Origin of the sequence: Pseudonocardia ammonioxydans (assembly GCF_900115005.1) — a bacterium.
GTDB lineage: Bacteria > Actinomycetota > Actinomycetes > Mycobacteriales > Pseudonocardiaceae > Pseudonocardia > Pseudonocardia ammonioxydans.
Window position 1 is genome coordinate 67621 of the sequence record NZ_FOUY01000010.1, and the last position, 15595, is coordinate 83215.

Annotated in this window: 16 protein-coding genes and 1 pseudogene; 6 read left to right on the forward strand and 11 right to left on the reverse strand. The window is 74.8% G+C overall.

All coding sequences use genetic code 11. The annotated features are described in order from the left end of the window. Window positions 1–5: 5 nt before the first annotated feature. Together BM093_RS11885 and BM093_RS11890 are read left to right on the forward strand one after the other, a co-directional pair. On the forward strand, window positions 6–1712 hold the full coding sequence (locus BM093_RS11885) for a dipeptide ABC transporter ATP-binding protein (protein WP_093341572.1): 1707 nt from the start codon (window positions 6–8) through the stop codon (window positions 1710–1712). Further along, window positions 1709–3142 (forward strand): NtaA/DmoA family FMN-dependent monooxygenase, encoded by a 1434-nt coding sequence (locus BM093_RS11890; RefSeq protein ID WP_218162744.1) that lies wholly within the window; start codon window positions 1709–1711, stop codon window positions 3140–3142. Before BM093_RS11885 ends, BM093_RS11890 begins: the two co-directional genes overlap by 4 nt. Here BM093_RS11890 and BM093_RS11895 read toward each other — a convergent pair. The 4 genes from BM093_RS11895 to fbaA form a co-directional block, all read right to left on the reverse strand. Next, window positions 3103–3738: a lysophospholipid acyltransferase family protein gene (locus BM093_RS11895; RefSeq protein ID WP_093341837.1), complete on the reverse strand. Its 636-nt coding sequence runs from the start codon at window positions 3736–3738 to the stop codon at window positions 3103–3105. The genes BM093_RS11890 and BM093_RS11895 overlap by 40 nt on opposite strands. Window positions 3739–3883: 145 nt before the next feature. Continuing rightward, entirely contained in the window at window positions 3884–5050 is a 1167-nt protein-coding gene (locus BM093_RS11900; protein WP_093341574.1) for an FUSC family protein, read from the reverse strand. A gap of 4 nt (window positions 5051–5054) precedes the next feature. Then, window positions 5055–5468, reverse strand: a complete 414-nt coding sequence (locus tag BM093_RS11905; protein ID WP_093341577.1) for a DUF3151 domain-containing protein — start codon at window positions 5466–5468, stop codon at window positions 5055–5057. Window positions 5469–5529: 61 nt separating this feature from the next. Further along, entirely contained in the window at window positions 5530–6567 is a 1038-nt protein-coding gene (fbaA, locus tag BM093_RS11910) for a class II fructose-bisphosphate aldolase (protein WP_093341580.1), read from the reverse strand. A 177-nt stretch (window positions 6568–6744) separates the two neighbouring features. Here fbaA and BM093_RS11915 point away from each other — a divergent pair, with 177 nt between their 5' ends. From BM093_RS11915 to BM093_RS38155, 3 genes are all read left to right on the forward strand, one after another. Continuing rightward, the gene (locus BM093_RS11915) at window positions 6745–7425 is read left to right on the forward strand and encodes an RNA polymerase sigma factor (RefSeq protein ID WP_177238410.1); all 681 of its coding nucleotides are present in this window, start codon (window positions 6745–6747) and stop codon (window positions 7423–7425) included. Continuing rightward, complete coding sequence (locus BM093_RS11920) at window positions 7422–7784, forward strand: hypothetical protein (RefSeq protein WP_093341589.1); 363 nt, start codon at window positions 7422–7424, stop codon at window positions 7782–7784. Before BM093_RS11915 ends, BM093_RS11920 begins: the two co-directional genes overlap by 4 nt. A gap of 87 nt (window positions 7785–7871) precedes the next feature. Next, a complete protein-coding gene (locus BM093_RS38155) occupies window positions 7872–8882 on the forward strand; it encodes a DedA family protein (protein WP_143105343.1) in 1011 nt (336 codons plus the stop codon). 3 nt (window positions 8883–8885) lie between these two features. Here BM093_RS38155 and BM093_RS11930 read toward each other — a convergent pair whose 3' ends face one another. Genes BM093_RS11930 through BM093_RS11940 form a run of 3 tightly spaced genes read right to left on the reverse strand, consistent with a single transcriptional unit; the run spans window position 8886 to window position 10899 of the window. Further along, the gene (locus tag BM093_RS11930; protein ID WP_093341592.1) at window positions 8886–9578 is read right to left on the reverse strand and encodes a TrmH family RNA methyltransferase; all 693 of its coding nucleotides are present in this window, start codon (window positions 9576–9578) and stop codon (window positions 8886–8888) included. Further along, window positions 9575–10129 carry an orotate phosphoribosyltransferase gene (gene pyrE, locus BM093_RS11935; protein ID WP_093341594.1) on the reverse strand — a complete coding sequence of 185 codons (555 nt, stop codon included), beginning with the start codon at window positions 10127–10129 and terminating at the stop codon, window positions 9575–9577. Before pyrE ends, BM093_RS11930 begins: the two co-directional genes overlap by 4 nt. After that, window positions 10126–10899 (reverse strand): SDR family NAD(P)-dependent oxidoreductase, encoded by a 774-nt coding sequence (locus BM093_RS11940; protein WP_093341596.1) that lies wholly within the window; start codon window positions 10897–10899, stop codon window positions 10126–10128. The genes pyrE and BM093_RS11940 overlap by 4 nt, the downstream gene beginning before the upstream one ends. Window positions 10900–11050: 151 nt before the next feature. On the opposite strand from BM093_RS11940, the gene BM093_RS37905 reads away from it, so the two are divergent. Next, complete coding sequence (locus BM093_RS37905) at window positions 11051–12646, forward strand: flavin-containing monooxygenase (RefSeq protein WP_093341599.1); 1596 nt, start codon at window positions 11051–11053, stop codon at window positions 12644–12646. A gap of 15 nt (window positions 12647–12661) precedes the next feature. Here the strand turns inward: BM093_RS37905 and add are convergent, their stop codons facing one another. From add to BM093_RS11960, 4 genes and pseudogenes are all read right to left on the reverse strand, one after another. Continuing rightward, a complete protein-coding gene (gene add / locus BM093_RS11950) occupies window positions 12662–13399 on the reverse strand; it encodes an adenosine deaminase (RefSeq protein WP_245773470.1) in 738 nt (245 codons plus the stop codon). A gap of 100 nt (window positions 13400–13499) precedes the next feature. Further along, a pseudogene (locus BM093_RS37180) lies at window positions 13500–13685 on the reverse strand (adenosine deaminase); the annotation flags it as partial. A 25-nt stretch (window positions 13686–13710) separates the two neighbouring features. Next, window positions 13711–14802, reverse strand: coding sequence for an SDR family NAD(P)-dependent oxidoreductase (locus BM093_RS11955; RefSeq protein WP_093341600.1), 1092 nt, complete (start codon window positions 14800–14802; stop codon window positions 13711–13713). Window positions 14803–14892: 90 nt separating this feature from the next. After that, complete coding sequence (locus tag BM093_RS11960) at window positions 14893–15540, reverse strand: type III secretion system chaperone family protein (protein ID WP_093341602.1); 648 nt, start codon at window positions 15538–15540, stop codon at window positions 14893–14895. Window positions 15541–15595: the final 55 nt, after the last annotated feature.

The window sequence follows — 15595 nt, forward strand, 5'->3', positions numbered from 1 at the left end:
ACCGCATGTCCTCTGCCACCGTCACCACCCACCCCACCGCCGCGGACGCGCCGGTAGCCGGCCCCGCCGTCGTCGTGGAGAACCTGCGGGTCGCCTTCGCCGGCCGGGAGGTCGTCCACGGCATCTCCTTCGCCGCGGAACGCGGGAGCTGCCTGGCCATCGTCGGGGAGTCGGGTTCGGGCAAGAGCGTCAGCGCCCGCAGCCTGGTCGGGCTGGCCGGGCCGGGCGCCGAGGTCCGGGCCGACACCCTGGCCGTCGGCGGCCTCGACGTCCGCGGGTTCGGCGAGCGTTCCTGGCGCCGGGTCCGCGGCGACCGGATCGGATTCGTGCTGCAGGACGCGCTCGTCTCCCTCGACCCGGTGCGCCCGGTCGGCCGGGAGATCGCCGAGGCGTTGCGGGTGCACGGCGTCGTGCCCCGCTCCGGCCGCCGGGAGAAGGTCCTCGAGCTGCTGCGCGACGCCGCGGTGCCCGAGCCGGAGCTGCGGGCGGCGCAACGCCCGGGTGAGCTCTCCGGCGGGCTGTGCCAGCGCGCCCTGATCGCCTCCGCGCTCGCCGCCGACCCGGACGTGATCGTCGCCGACGAGCCGACCACCGCGCTCGACGTGACCGTGCAGGCCCAGGTCCTGGAGCTGCTCGCCGACCTCAAGCGGGCCGGCCGGACGATCGTGCTGATCAGCCACGACCTGTCCGTGGTCGCGCACCTCGCCGACCACGTGCTCGTGATGGCCGGCGGCCGGGTGGTGGAGGAGGGCCCGGCCGGGCAGGTGCTCGGCGCGCCGCGCGAGCCCTACACCCGGGCCCTGCTGCAGGCGGTGCCCGGCGCCGGCACCCGCGGGCAGCGGCTGTCCCCGGCGCCGCAGGTGCCGCTGCCCCCGTCACCGGGCCGCCGGCGCAGCGCGCCCGGCGCGGACGGGTCGCCGGTGCTGGCCGCGCACGGCCTCGTGAAGGACTTCCCGCTCCCGGACGGCGGCCGGTTGCGTGCCGTCGACGACGTCGGCTTCAGCCTGCGGGCCGGCTCGACGCTGGGGGTGGTGGGCGAGTCCGGATCGGGCAAGTCGACCACGGCCCGGCTGGCGCTGGCCCTGGAGAGCGCCGACCGCGGGTCGGTCGAGCTGCACGGCGCCGCGTGGTCCGGCCTGGCCGAGAAGCACCGCCGCGGCCGCCGCGGCGCGATCAGCGTGGTCTCCCAGGACCCGCTGAGCTCGTTCGACCCCCGCTGGAGCGTCGAGCAGGTCCTGCTCGACGCCGTCCCGGGCGCGGACCACCCGACGGCGGCGGCCCGCCGGGCCCGCGTCGCCGACCTCGTCGCCCGGGTCGGGCTGGACCCCGCCGTGCTCGGGCGCCGGCCGCTGACCCTGTCCGGTGGCCAGCGTCAGCGGGTCGCGATCGCCCGGGCGCTCGCCCCCGACCCGGACGTCGTGGTCCTCGACGAGGCCGTCTCGGCGCTCGACGTGTCCGTGCAGGCGCAGATCCTCGACCTGCTCGTCGACCTGCAGCAGGCGTTCGGCCTGGCCTACCTGTTCATCTCGCACGACCTCGGCGTGATCAGCCACCTCAGCGACCACGTGCTCGTCATGAAGGACGGCCGGGTCGTCGAGGAAGGCCATCCGGAGCAGCTGTTCACCCCCCCGGCCGACCCCTACACCCGCCGGCTCGTGGCGTCCCTGCGCCGGCTGGAGACCCGTCCCGCACTCGAGAGGACCACCCCGTGACCACACCGCTGCTGTTCAACGCGTTCCTGATGAACACCCCGTCGCACATGCAGCACGGCCAGTGGCGCCACCCGCAGGCCCGGCAGACGGAGTTCGACACCCTCGACCTGTGGGTCGAGCTCGGCCGGACCCTGGAGGCCGGGCTGTTCGACGCGATGTTCTTCGCCGACGTGTCCGGGCTCTACGGGCCGGCCGACGGCAGCTATGTCGACAACGTCCACGAGGGACTGCAGATCCCGAGCAACGACCCGACCGTGCTGCTCGGCGCGCTGGCCGCGACCACGAAACGGATCGGGCTGGCGACCACGTCGAACGTCATGCAGAACCCGCCGTTCAACTTCGCCCGGCAGATCTCCACGCTCGACCACCTGACCCGCGGCCGGGTCGCCTGGAACATCGTCACCTCCACCCAGGAGAACGCGGCGCGCAACTTCGGCCTCCCGGGCCTGGTCGAGCACGACCAGCGCTACGAGTGGGCCGAGGAGTACGTCACCGTGGCCTACAAGCTGTGGGAGGGCTCCTGGGAGGACGACGCGCTGCTGGTCGACCGGGACGGCGGCCGCTACTCGGACCCGGCGAGGATCCACAAGATCCACCACGAGGGTCCGCGGTACCGGGTCGAGGGCCCGCACCTGCCCTCGCCGAGCGCGCAGCGCACCCCGCTGCTGTTCCAGGCCGGTGGCTCGCCGCGCGGCATCGCGTTCGCCGCCCGGCACGCCGAGGCCGTCTTCATCAGCACCCCGTCGCCGGAGGTCGCGGCCGAGCACATCGCCCGCACCCGGGCGCTCGCCGAGGCCGAGGGCCGCCGGGGGGACGACATCCGGTTCTTCCAGGGGCTGAGCATCGTGCCCGGGCGCACCGACATCGAGGCCCAGCAGCGCTACGACGACCTGCTCGCGCACGCCTCGATCACCGGCTACCGGACGCACGCCGCGCTCGGCATCCGCCCGGACGGGACCCGGCTGCCCGACGACACCCCGCTGCGCGACATCCCGAACAACGGCGGCCGCGGGCACGTCGACTGGCTGCGCGCGGAGAACCCGGACCGCGAGCCGGTGCTGGCCGACCTCGCCCACCGGCGCATGATCGGGCAGTCCGTGGTCGGGACGCCCGACTCGATCGCCGACGAGCTGGCGCGCTGGCGCGACGCCGGGGTCGACGGCATCAACCTGGTCAATCATCGGCTGCCCTCGAGCTACGAGGAGTTCATCGAGCTCGTGCTCCCGGTGCTGCAGGACCGCGGCCTGGCCAAGACCTCCTACGGTGACGCGCACACGCTGCGCGGGCGGCTGTTCGGCCACGACCGGCTGCCCGACCGGCACCCCGCGGCCCGGTTCCGCGGCGCGTTCGGTGACCGGGAGCAGGCCGTCGCCGGTGCGGGCGGCGGTTCTCAGGCGGCGTCGCGCAGCTCGTCCGGGCGGCGGTGGTAGGAGTCCACGTAGGTCTGGCCGGACAGCTCGGCGATGGCGTCCATGATCTCGTCGGTGACGGCCCGGCGGATCGCCGGTGCACCGTCGAGCCCCTCGTACCGGCTGAACTCCAGCGGCGTGCCGAACCGGATCTCCACCCGGGCCAGCCGGGGGAGCAGCCGTCCGACCGGCTGCACCCGCTCGGTACCGCGCAGGCCCACCGGGACGACGACGGCGCCGGTCGACAACGCCAGGCTGGCCACCCCGGTGTGCCCGCGGTACAACCGTCCGTCCAGCGACCGGGTGCCCTCCGGGTAGATCCCGAACGCGCCGCCGGCCTCGAGCACCTCGCGGCCGGCGGCGAGTGCGGCCAGCCCGGCGCGGGCGTTGCCGCGGTCGACCGGGACGTACCCCAGTGCCCGCAGGAACGCGGCCGTCAGGCGTCCGCGCACGCCCCGGCCGACGAAGTACTCGGCCTTGCCCAGGAACGCGACCCGGCGCGGGGCCACCAGCGGGATGAACGCGGTGTCGATCGCGGCCCGGTGGTTGGCGGCCAGGATCACCGGCCCGTCGAGCGGGATCCGGTCGGCGCCGTGCACACGCGGACGCCACAGCATCCGCACCAGGGGAGCCAGGACGTAGCGGATGAGCAGTTGCACGAGTACCCCGTTCGCCTGCCGAGCCGCGGGCGGGACTCCCGTCCGCGTCGGACAGTGCCCGATTCTGCTCCGCGACCGGCACGGGACGGAACCCCGCCGGCCGTCATTCCGGGCCGGGCCGCGCTTCCGTGTCGGGCAACCGTTCCGGGTCGGGCAGCTGCTCGCGCAACGCACGCATCGCCTCGGTGCGGGTCATCCCGGTCGCCTGCAGGAGGTCGACGGCGATCGAGCGCACCTGGGCGGTCAGCACCGGCAGCGAGGTGGCCGGGACCGGCTCCTCCCAGGTGGGGGCCGGCACCGGCGCCCCGCTGAGCACCGGAGCGTCGCACGCGTCCAGGATCGCGGGCCGGGCCTGCTCCCGGTGGCCGTCGCGGCTCAGCTCGCGGATCAGCGCACCGGCCGCGGTCGCGAGGTCGGTGATCGCGTCGGCCAGCTCGGGCGGGACCTGCTCGCCGTCCTCCAGCGCGGTCAGGGCACGGCGGGCCAGCACGCGGGCGTTGCGGTGGGCGTAGTCGGCGCGTTCGGTGAGCTCGCGGTAGCGGCGCAGCAGCCGCCGCCGCGGGCGGTGCAGCGGCGAGACCACCGCGACCTCGCCCGCCGAGCGGACCGCCGTGCGCATCTCCTCGATCGCGGTCTGGGTGTCGCGGGCCCGGCGCAGCGCCCGCGACGCCGACCGCGGGTCGGCCTCGCGCAGCGCGGCCGCGATCTCGGTGAGCACCGTGACCAGGTCGTCGAGCACCCGCCTGGCCTCGCGCCGGACGATCCGGACCGGGTGCACCGGGATCGCGGCGGCCACCAGCAACCCGGCCGCACCGCCGACGAGCGCGTCCAGGCAGCGTTCGAGGCCGCCCATGTCGCCCGGGGGCAGCAGCGTGGTCACCAGCACCGCGGACGCGCCGGCCTGCACCGCGATCACGTTGCCGCCGTCGAAGAACGTCGCGAGCAGGATCGCCAGCGCGACGACCAGCATCAGCTGCCAGACCCCGCTGCCGATCTGCGCGATGATCAGGTCACCGACCAGCACGCCGAGCGCCACCCCGACCACCAGCTCGGCGGAGCGGCGCAGCCGCGAGTTCAGCGAGATCCCGAGGCTGACCACCGCGGCGATCGGGGCGAAGAACGGCCGCGGGTGCCCGAGCACGTCGGCCGCGACGAAGAGCGCGAGCCCGGCCGCGAACGCGCACTGCAGGATCGGCAGCCAGGACGCCCGCACCCGCCGGGTGCCGGCCCGGAACCGGTCCCGGACCCGGTCGGCGGCGCTCCGCCCCACGGCGTCAGTCGACGCCGAGTGCGGCGAGCGCCGCCGGGTCCGAGTCCGAGATCAGCGTGCGCAGCCGATCCACCTCGGCGCTCTCGCCGACCCGCTGCGCGGCCTGCAGCAGCACCCCGCAGGACCGCAGGAAGCCCCGGTTCGGCTCGTGCGACCACGGCACCGGGCCGAAGCCCTTCCAGCCGTTGCGCCGCAGCTGGTCGAGCCCGCGGTGGTAGCCGGTGCGCGCGTAGGCGTACGCGGCGACGGTCTCGCCGGCCGCCAGCGCCCGCTCGGCGAGCTCGGCCCAGGCGACCGACGACGACGGGCTCCCCGCGGCCACCTCGGCCGGGTCGGCCCCGCCGTCCAGCTCGGCCGCCGCCGGGTCGACGGGCAGGCGCGTGGCGTCCGGTTCGAGCAGGTTGCCGTGCAGACTCATACCCCCATCTTGGCCCTTCGGGCCCGTGAGTGGTTATCGCGGTCCCGACCGCGACAACCACTCACGAGCGCGACAGCGCCTTGCCGGCCGACTTCAGCGCCTCGCACGACTCGACGACCCGCTCGCTCATCGCGACCTCGGCCTTCTTCAGGTACGAGCGCGGGTCGTAGACCTTCTTGTTGCCGACCTCCCCGTCGATCTTCAGGACGCCGTCGTAGTTCTCGAACATGTGCGACGCGATCGGCCGGGTGAAGGCGTACTGGGTGTCGGTGTCGACGTTCATCTTCACGACGCCGTAGCCCAGCGCCTCGTGGATCTCCTCCAGCAGCGAGCCGGACCCACCGTGGAAGACCAGGTCGAACGGCTTCTCCGCGGCACCGGAGCCGAGCTTCGCCCGGGCGACCTCCTGGCCCTTGGCGAGGATCTCCGGACGGAGCTTGACGTTGCCCGGCTTGTAGACGCCGTGCACGTTGCCGAACGTCGCCGCCAGCAGGTAGCGGCCCTTGTCGCCGGCGCCGAGGACCTCGACGGTGCGCTCGTAGTCGCCGGGGGCGGTGTAGAGCTTCTCGTTGATGTCGTTCGCGACGCCGTCCTCCTCGCCGCCGACGACGCCGATCTCGACCTCGAGGATGATCTTCGCCTTGGCCGCCTCGTCGAGCAGCTCGGCCGCGATCGCGAGGTTCTCCTCCAGCTCGACCGCCGAGCCGTCCCACATGTGCGACTGGAACAGCGGGTTCTCACCCTTGGCGACGCGCTCCTGGCTGATCTTCAGCAGCGGGCGGACGAAGCCGTCGAGCTTGTCCTTCGGGCAGTGGTCGGTGTGCAGCGCGATGTTCACCGGGTACTTGTCCGCGACGACGTGCGCGAACTCGGCCAGGCCGACCGAGCCGGTGACCATGTCCTTGACCCGGGTGCCGGAGAGGAACTCCGCACCGCCGGTGGAGACCTGGACGATGCCGTCCGAGCCCGCCTCGGCGAACCCGCGCAGCGCTGCGTTCAGGGTCTCGGTGCTGGTCACGTTGATCGCCGGGTAGGCGAACTCCCCGCTCTTGGCGCGGTCCAGCATCTCGTTGTAGATCTCGGGCGTGGCGATCGGCACGGCCGGCCTCCTCGTCGTCGACGGTCGCTGCTGCTCGCAGCGCTTCTCTCCCCGGTGAGTATCACGTACCCGCCGAGCGGTGGCAGCCATCCCGCGAATGGGTCTGGTCACCTGTTCCGGACGGCGCAACCGATAAGCCCGTGAGGCGTGTCGGGGGTGGTCGCTACCCTGGGGCCCGTGGAGGAGGAGCGGGCCGAGAACGCGGTCGACCGGACGCTGGGCCGGTTGCGCGCCATCGACAGCCGACCAGCACCGGAGGACACGGGTGCCCGGCCGAGCCCGTTCCCGCCCGGGGCGGTGCCCGACGCGCCCGTGCCGGACGGGCCGGAGGGACCGGACGGGCCGCCGCTCACGCTGGCCGATCTCTACCGCGACCACCGGCTGCGGCTGATGCGGCTGGCGATGCTGCTCGTCGACATCCCGGCGACCGCGGAGGACGTCGTGCAGGAGGCCTTCACCGGCCTGCACCGGCACTGGACCGGCCTGCGGGACGAGACGGCCGCCGTCGCCTACCTGCGCGCTGCCGTGGTCAACGGCTCCCGCTCGGTGCTGCGCCGCCGGCGCACCGCCCGGGAGTACGTCCCGCCGCACTCGGCCAACGCCCGCTCGGCGGAGTCGCTGGCGATGCTCTCGGCCGAGCACCAGCAGGTCGTCGACGCGCTGTCGCTGCTGCCGCCGCGCCAGCGCGAGGTGCTGGTGCTGCGCTACTACGGCGGCCTGACCGAGTCCGAGATCTCGGAGGCGGCCGGGATGAGCCGGGGCACGGTCAAGTCGACCGCCAGCCGGGCCCTCGACGCCATCGCACGGATCATGGAGGAGCGGGCCGGGGCGGCCGCCCGCCGTGGGGAAGCACGATGAACGGTCAACCGGGTTCGTACGACCACCACGAGGAGGCCGCCCGCCGGGTCGGGGAGGCCCTGAACGCGCAGGCCCGCGGCCGCCCGATGCCGCCACCGCGCCCGGGCGGCCCGCCACCCGCACCGCCGCGCGTCCCGGGCCGGGTCCCGCCACCGGCGCCGCGCCCGCTGCCACCGCAGCAGCAGCACCGGCCCGCCCCGGCCGCCGCACCCGCGGCCGCGGCCCCGGCGGCGTCCGGATCGGCGGGCAGCCAGATCCTCTGGGCCGCGCTGATCGCGCTGCTGGCCGGCGCGCTGCTCGGTGGCGGGATCGCACTGGTGTCGGTACTGCTCCCGGGAGCGCTCCCGGCCCTGGGATGACCGGTTTCGAAGCCGGTGTCCGATTGACCCTTTTCGCAGGTGACGCGGCGCCCGGACGCGATCACCCGACCGGTAGCGTTTCGCTGCGTGACGGTTCTCGCCGCGACCCAGACGCTCGCCCTCGGCCCTTCCTGGCTGGACCCTGCGGTGATCATCGAATCCCTCGGCCCGTGGGCCCTGGTCGGTGTCGCCGCGATCATCTTCGCCGAGTGCGGCCTGCTGCTGGGCTTCTTCCTGCCCGGTGACTCACTGCTGTTCACCGCGGGGCTGTTCGTCGCGCAGGGCGCGATCGGGGTCCCGCTGTGGCTGGTGTGCGTGGTGCTCGTGGTGTCCGCGTTCGCCGGGAACGCCGTCGGGTACGGCATCGGCTACCGCGCCGGCCCGGCGGTGTTCGACAAGCCGCGCTCGAAGCTGTTCAACCCCAAGCACGTGGACAAGACCCACGAGTTCTTCGAGCGCTACGGCAACCGGGCGATCGTGCTGGCCCGGTTCGTGCCGATCGTGCGCACCTTCATCACGGTCAGCGCCGGTGTCGCGCGGATGGACCCGAAGCGCTACCTGACCTACTCCCTGATCGGCGGGGTGGCCTGGGCCGCCGGGGTCACGGTGCTCGGTTACTTCCTCGGCCAGTTCAGCTTCGTGCGCGAGCACATCGACCTGATCCTGGTCGGGATCGTGCTGATCTCGGTGCTGCCGATCCTGTTCGAGGTCCTCCGGGCGCGGGCGCTCGCCAAGCGCGGTGCCCCGGCCGGTGAGGTGGACGCCGTCGGGGCGACCGCCGCCGGGGCCGCCGCGGCGACCGTCACGGGCCGGGCCGGGGACGCCGACCCCACCTCCGCCACCGTGCGCATGCCCGCCGTCGGCCGGCCGGGGGCCCGGCCGCACACGCAGCCGCCGGCACACCCCGCACCGCAGCCCGCCCCGGCACCGCACCCGGGCACCGCACCGCATCCGCACGCCGCACCGCCCCCGAATGCTGCAGCCCGTCCGGACGCTGCACCCCGTCCGAACCCGGCGCAGCCCCCGGCCCCGGCCGCGCAGGAGCCGCCGTTGCGGCACAGCAGCGGCCGCCCGACGATGCCGCCCCGCCAGGGCTGAGCCTCACCAGGCCGCGGTCAGGTCCGCGTGCTCGCGGACCCAGGCGTGCATCACGATCCCGGCCGCGACCCCGGCGTTGATCGAGCGCGTGGAGCCGAACTGGGCGATCGAGACGGCGAGGTCGGCGGCGTCGCGGACGGCCGGCGACAGCCCCGGCCCCTCGGCCCCGAACAGCAGCACGCAGTCCCGGGGCAGCGCGGTCTCCTCCAGCCGGACGGCACCGGGCAGGTTGTCCACCGCCACCAGCGCGAGCCGGTGCGCCCGGGCGAAGTCGACGAGCCCGCCGGCGTCGGGATGGTGGTGCAGCGACAGGTAGCGGTCGGTGACCATCGCGCCGCGCCGGTTCCACCGCCGGCGTCCCACGATGTGCACGCCGGCGGCGCCGAAGGCGTTCGCCGTCCGGACCACCGTGCCGATGTTGTGGTCGTGCCCGAGGTTCTCGATCGCCACGTGGAACGGGTGCGCCCGGCGCGCCAGCTCCTCCGCGACGGCCTCGCGCCGCCAGTAGCGGTAGGCGTCGACGACGTTGCGCCGGTCCCCCTCGGCGAGCAGCTCGGGATCCCAGTGGTCGCCCACGGGCGTCGGCCCGGTCCACGGTCCGACCCCGACCTGACCGGGCACCTGCCACTCGCTCGGTCCGGGTGCTGCGTCGCCGGGTGCTGCGTCGCCGGGGTCCGGCTCGCCGGAGCCGGTCATCCCAGCTGCAGGTCCGCCAGCCCCAGCAGGGCGCGGTAGGGCACGCCCTCGGCCTCGACGGCCTGCCGGGCGCCGGTGTCGCGGTCGACGACCGTGCACACGCCGGCGACGTCCGCCCCGGCCGCCAGCACCGACCGCACCGCCGTCAGCACCGATCCACCGGTGGTCGAGGTGTCCTCGACGACCAGCACGGACCGGCCGGTGACGTCCGGACCCTCGATGAGGCGCTGCAGGCCGTGCTTCTTGGTCTCCTTGCGGACGACGAACGCGTCCACCGGGTCGGCGCCCTCCAGCGCGGCCGCATGCAGCACGGCGGTCGCGACCGGGTCGGCGCCCAGTGTCAGCCCGCCCACCGCCGAGTACGCCCAGTCCGCGGTGAGCTCGCGCAGCAGCCGCCCGATCAGCGGCGACGCCTCGTGGTGCAGCGTGACCCGGCGCAGGTCGACGTAGTAGTCGGCCTCCGCGCCCGAGGACAGCGTCACCTTCTCGTGGACCACGGCCAGCTCGCGGACCAGCGCGGCGAGCCGGGCCCGGTCGGCGTGCGCGGTCATGTGCGGTCCCGGTCGAAGCTCGCCGTGATCCGCCGCAGGACCCCGCGGGGCAGCGCCCCGGCCAGTCCGACGATCGCCTTGTACTGCCTCGAGGGCACCGACACCACCCGTCCCCGGTCCAGGTCCGCCAGGGCCTCGTCGACCACCTGTGAGGCCTCCAGCCAGAGCGGGCCGCGCCGGGCTCCCGCGTCGATCCCGGCCCGCTCGTGGAATTCCGTTCGTACGTACCCGGGGCAGAGCGCCATCGCCCGTACCCCCGTGCCCTGCAGCGACGCGGCCACACCCTCGGTGAAGGTGATGACCCAGGCCTTGTCGGCGGCGTAGGTGGAGCCGCGCCCGGCGAGGAAGCCGGCCACGCTGGCCACGTTCACCACCGCCCCGGTGCCGCGGTCGACCATCCCGGGCAGCGCCGCCCGGGTCAGCTCCAGCACGCTCGCGACGTTGACCTGCAGCTGGCGGGTCAGCTCCGCCGGCTCGTTGTCCAGGAACGCCGCGCCGAGCGAGAGCCCGGCGTTGTTGACCAGCAGGTCGACCGGGGCGACGTCCGGGTCCGCCAGCCGGCGGGTCACGCGGGCGCGCTCCCCGGCGTCGGCCAGGTCGGCCGGCAGCACCTCGACGGCGACGCCCAGGTCGCGGTAGCGGTGTGCGGCCGCCTGCAGGCGGTCGGTGTCGCGCGCCACGAGCACGAGGTCGCGGCCGTCGGCGGCGAGCCGGTCGGCGAACGCCGCCCCGATCCCCGACGACGCGCCCGTGATCATGACGGAGGGCACGCGGGGAGCGTAGTCCGTCGGCCGGGCCGGGACGCAGCCGCGGCGCGGTCCGCGGACCCGTGTGTGATCTCCGCTACACCGGTTCCGGACTCTCCGTGAGACGTGCCGCTCTCGCGTGCCGCACTGTTACGGAGCCTTTACCGTCGAGACCATGACGTCCGAGGCGCTGCCGATCCAGCGACCGGCCGACCAGACGCCGGACGCCGACGACCTCCCGGCCGGTTCGTCCCCGCGGCACTCGCGCGTCGCCGTCGTCGGTGCGGGCTTCACCGGTCTGGCCGTCGGTCTGGCGCTGCTGCGCCGCGGGGTGCACGACTTCGTCCTGCTGGAGCGGGCCGACGACGTCGGCGGGGTCTGGCGGGACAACACCTACCCGGGCGTCGGTGTGGACACACCCTCACCGCTCTACCAGCTCCGCGCGATGACCAACCCGGACTGGTCCGACCTGTACGCCCCCGGGCACGAGGTACAGGACTACGCCCGCCGCCTCGCCCGCTCCACCGGGCTGCTCGAGCACGTCCGGTTCGGGGCCGACGTGCTCTCGGCCCGCTGGGACGACGCCGGGTCCCGCTGGCGGATCGAGACGCCGATCGGGCGGTTCACCGCCGACGTCCTGGTCAGCGCGGCCGGGCTGGTCGCCGACCCGAAGCTGCCCGACGTGCCCGGGCTCGAGGAGTTCCCCGGGCCGGTGTTCCACTCCGCGCGCTGGGACCACTCGGTCGACCTGGCCGGCAAGCGCGTCGCGGTCGTCGGGACCGGGGCGACGGCGATCCAGCTGATCCCGGAGCTGCAGCCGGAGGTCGCGGAGCTGCACGTCCTGCAGCGCACGCCGCCCTGGATCCTGCCGAAGCCCGAGCGTCCGGTCGGCGACCTGACCCGCCGGGCGCTGGCCGCCAGCCCGGTGCTGTCCCGGATGCAGTTCGACCTGATCTACGTCGGCGCGGAGCTGCTCGCCGCGACCCGCCGGTCCCGGCTGCTGCGCGAGACCCTGGCCCGGGTCGGCCGACGGCACCTGGCGACCCAGGTCCCCGACCCGGACCTGCGGGCCCGGCTGACCCCGCAGTTCGACTACGCGTGCAAGCGCCCGCTGGTGTCGAACACCTACCTGCCCGCGATGTGCGCCCCCGGGACCACCCTGCACACCGGCGGGCTGTCGCACGTGGACGGCAGCACCGTCGTCTCCGGCGACGGCACCCGGGCCGAGGTCGACGCGCTCGTGCTCACCACCGGGTTCGAGGTCGGCGCGACCGCACCGATCGCCCGCCGGCTCCACGACGCGACCGGCCGGTCGCTGCACGACCACTGGGGCGCCTACCCCCGCGCCTACCTGGGGATGAACTACCCCGGCTTCCCCAACCTGTTCCTCATGCAGGGTCCGAACGCGACCAGCGGCGCGAGCTCGACCCTGCTGTTCTCCGAGGCCCAGGCGCGCTACGTGGCCGACGCGGTCTGCCGGATGGCCGAGGAGGGGATCCGCGCGCTCGACGTGAAGCCCGAGGTCGAGCAGCGCTGGACCCGCCGGGTCCGCAGGCGCTCGGCCCGCACCGTGTACGAGACCGGTGGCTGCACGAGCTACTACCAGAACGACGAGGGCTTCAACGTCGTCATGTGGCCGGCCAACACCGCCGAGTACCAGCTGCGCACCCGCCGGTTCCGGCTCCCGCCGTTCCGGGCCGTGCGCGGCCGGACCGGGGCCGGCCGCCCGCTGGAGCCGCTGCGCCCGATCCGCCTCGCCGCGACGGCCTGAGCCCGCACGACCCGCTCAGCCCGGCTGCCCGCTCTCCCACGCCCGGACCTCCCGGGTGAACGCGGTCCGGGCGGCCTCGTCCAGGAACGACGACCGGAACGAGTTCTCGGCCAGGGTCCGCAGCTCCTCGGTGGACAGCCCCAGACCGTCCCGGGCGGCGGCGTAGTTGGTGTCGGCGTAGCCGCCGAAGTACGCCGGGTCGTCGGAGTGCACCGAGACGTTCAGCTCCGCGGCGAGCATCTCCGGCAGCGGGTGCAGCCCGATCCCGGGGACGCACCCCAGTCGCACGTTCGACAGTGGACAGACCGTGAGCGGTGTCCGGTCGCGACGGAGCCGGGCGACCAGGTCGTCGTCCTCGATCGCGCGGATGCCGTGGTCGACCCGCAGCACGCCGAGCTCGTCCAGCGCCTCGCGCACGTACCCGGCCGGGCCCTCCTCGCCGGCGTGCGCCACCGGTTTGAGGCCCAGCTCGCGGGCGCGGTCGAACACCGCGGTGAACTTCGACGGGGGGTGCCCGACCTCGGCCGAGTCGAGCCCGACCCCGACGATCCGGTCGAGGTGGGGCTCGGCGGCGCGCAGGGTCGCCTCCGCGTCGGCCACGGGCTGGTCGCGCAGGAAGCAGAGGATCAGCGCGGCGGAGACCTCGCCGGCGTGCTCGTCGATCGCGTCGGACAGGCCGCCGATCACGTCGGCGATCGGGACGCCACGGGCCATGTGCGCCTGCGGGTCGAAGAACATCTCGACGTGGCGCACCCCCTGCTCCGGGCAGCGGCGCAGGTACGCCGACGCGAGCTCGGCGGAAATCGTCCCGGGTGCGCAGGACGACCATGTTGGCGTAGTAGACGTCCAGGAACGACTGCAGGTCGGTGAAGGCGTAGCGGGACCGCAGGTCCTCGACCGAGGAGTACGGCAGCTTCTCGGACGGCAAGGCGATGTCGTGCCTGCGGGCCAGCTCGAAGACCGTCTCCGGTTCGAGCGTGCCCTCGATGTGCAGGTGCAGCTCCGCCTTCGGCAGCGGCGGGGTCCCCGTCGTCGTCATCGGTGCATCCTCCCCCGCCTCGCGATCACGTGTCGCCGGTAGCTCCGGTGATCTCCGTCCGGGCCGGGGTGTGCCGCCGGCGGGCGCGGCCGTGGGCCGCGGCCTCGGCCGAGGCACGCGCCCGGGCCCGCTGTTCGGCGGTCCGCGGCGCCCCGCCGACGTAGTGGGCCGACCGCCCGCAACCCGCGGTCGCGACCATCCGGTGCCCGGCGTCGGGCCGCGCCGGGAGGTCCGGAAGACGCGACGGCAGGCGCACCGGCCCGGCCTCGCCGTCCGTCAGGATCTCCTCCGGGGTGCGCCCGCAGCCGGGCGCCGGCACCGGGCGGCGCGTCGCGGACGGCACGGGCCCGTGCGCCACCGGCTCCGGTGGGGCCGGCGCGGCGGTGGGCGGCACGAGCGGCCCGCGGGTGGCGTCGGAGACCAGTTCGGCGCTGCGACGCGCGGCCCGGGCACCCGCCTCGACCGCGCGGCGCGGCAGGCCTCGCAGCGCACCGGGCCCGGCGCCGGGGAGGCTCACGGTGCGGCCCGCATCGAGGTCGGCGAGCACGGCCTCGGCCTCGGAGCGGGTCCGCCGGGAACGCCCGTCCGGGCGGACCGCGAGGGCGCGCACCCCGGTGCCACCCAGGGTGGTGGCCAGTGCCGAGACGAAACTGACCGCCCAGGCCGTGACCGGCTCCCCGCCCGGCCCCGACGGTGCGCCGATCGCGACGACCGCACCCGAACCACGGCGCAGCATCCCGGGCAGGACGGCGTGGGTCAGGCGCATCGTCGCCGTCACGCCCAGGTCGATGCGGTCCTGCTCGCGGTCGGCGACCTCGGAGCCGGCGACCTTCGAGACGGCGACCTCGGAGACGGCGTCGTGCACGAGCACGTCCACGGCCGGCGCCTCCGGGCCGGAGAGCAACGCCGCCAGGCGGAACAGCCCGTGCCGGGTCGCGAGGTCGGCGGTCAGGACGTCGGCCCGGACGCCGTAGCGCCCGGAGAGCTCCCGGGCGGCCGGGTGCATCCGGCCGGGGTCACGGGTGACGAGGAGCAGGTCGTGTCCGCGGGCCGCGAGCCGGTCGGCGAGCGCCGCACCGATCCCGGACGCACCGCCGGTGATGAGAGCCAGAGCCACCCGAAAAGGTTAGCGAGCCCCGTTCGGGGTAGCGCGTTCGGGTGGTCACGTGTCGTGTCGGTCAGCAGACGGAGAGTGAGAACCGTCTGGTCAGGACTCGACAGCGGGCCGCTTGACGTGCAGGCCCTCCTCCAACGCGGTGGCCACCTCGGCGAGGTCGGCGAGCAGGTCCTGCATCCGGTCGGCGGAGATGCCGACGGGCGCGGCGGCGAGCACCCAGGCCTCCTCGGCCCAGAGCAGCTCGACGTCCTCCCCGACCGCGTCGCTGGCGTCGGCCAGCCGCGAGGTGAGCAGCGGGCGCACGGCGTCGGCGTCGGAGACGAACGCGTAGCGCTCACCGACCGGCTCCAGCAGGTCCAGCCCGGCGTCGTCGGGCAGCGGGGCGGACGGCAGCCGCAGCTCGACGGCCGCCGGCAGCGACTCCTGGACCTGCACGGCGCAGAGCACGGAGCTGATCCGCCCGGCCTGCTCGTGGTCGAAGGCGTGGGCCTTGCGCGGGCCGTCCGGGGTGGGGACGTCACCGGAGACCAGGTTGCGGGCGACCCCGGGGCCGCCCTGGTGGATCGTCCCGTAGCGCCAGCGGCTGGGCAGCACGGGGTCGGAGTCGAGGTACTCCCATTCCCGCAGCTGGGCCCAGCGCTTCCGGTCGCGGGTCGCGCCCCCGCGGAACCGGTCGTAGACCAGCAGACCGACGCCGACGACGATCGCGACGAGAGCGATGACGAACCAGACCGACATGCGGCGGAGCGTAGTACCGGAAGGGGCTGTGACGTGGTAACGCCACGACTCCGAC

What these genes read in the sequence shown, in the direction of transcription:
- BM093_RS11885 (WP_093341572.1), top strand. Translation starts at nt 6, where the DNA reads ATGTCCTCTGCCACCGTCACCACCCACCCCACCGCCGCGGACGCGCCG.
- BM093_RS11895 (WP_093341837.1), bottom strand. Translation starts at nt 3,738, where the DNA reads ATGCTGTGGCGTCCGCGTGTGCACGGCGCCGACCGGATCCCGCTCGAC.
- BM093_RS11905 (WP_093341577.1), bottom strand. Translation starts at nt 5,468, where the DNA reads ATGAGTCTGCACGGCAACCTGCTCGAACCGGACGCCACGCGCCTGCCC.
- BM093_RS11920 (WP_093341589.1), top strand. Translation starts at nt 7,422, where the DNA reads ATGAACGGTCAACCGGGTTCGTACGACCACCACGAGGAGGCCGCCCGC.
- BM093_RS11930 (WP_093341592.1), bottom strand. Translation starts at nt 9,578, where the DNA reads ATGACCGGCTCCGGCGAGCCGGACCCCGGCGACGCAGCACCCGGCGAC.
- pyrE (WP_093341594.1), bottom strand. Translation starts at nt 10,129, where the DNA reads ATGACCGCGCACGCCGACCGGGCCCGGCTCGCCGCGCTGGTCCGCGAG.
- BM093_RS37905 (WP_093341599.1), top strand. Translation starts at nt 11,051, where the DNA reads ATGACGTCCGAGGCGCTGCCGATCCAGCGACCGGCCGACCAGACGCCG.
- BM093_RS11960 (WP_093341602.1), bottom strand. Translation starts at nt 15,540, where the DNA reads ATGTCGGTCTGGTTCGTCATCGCTCTCGTCGCGATCGTCGTCGGCGTC.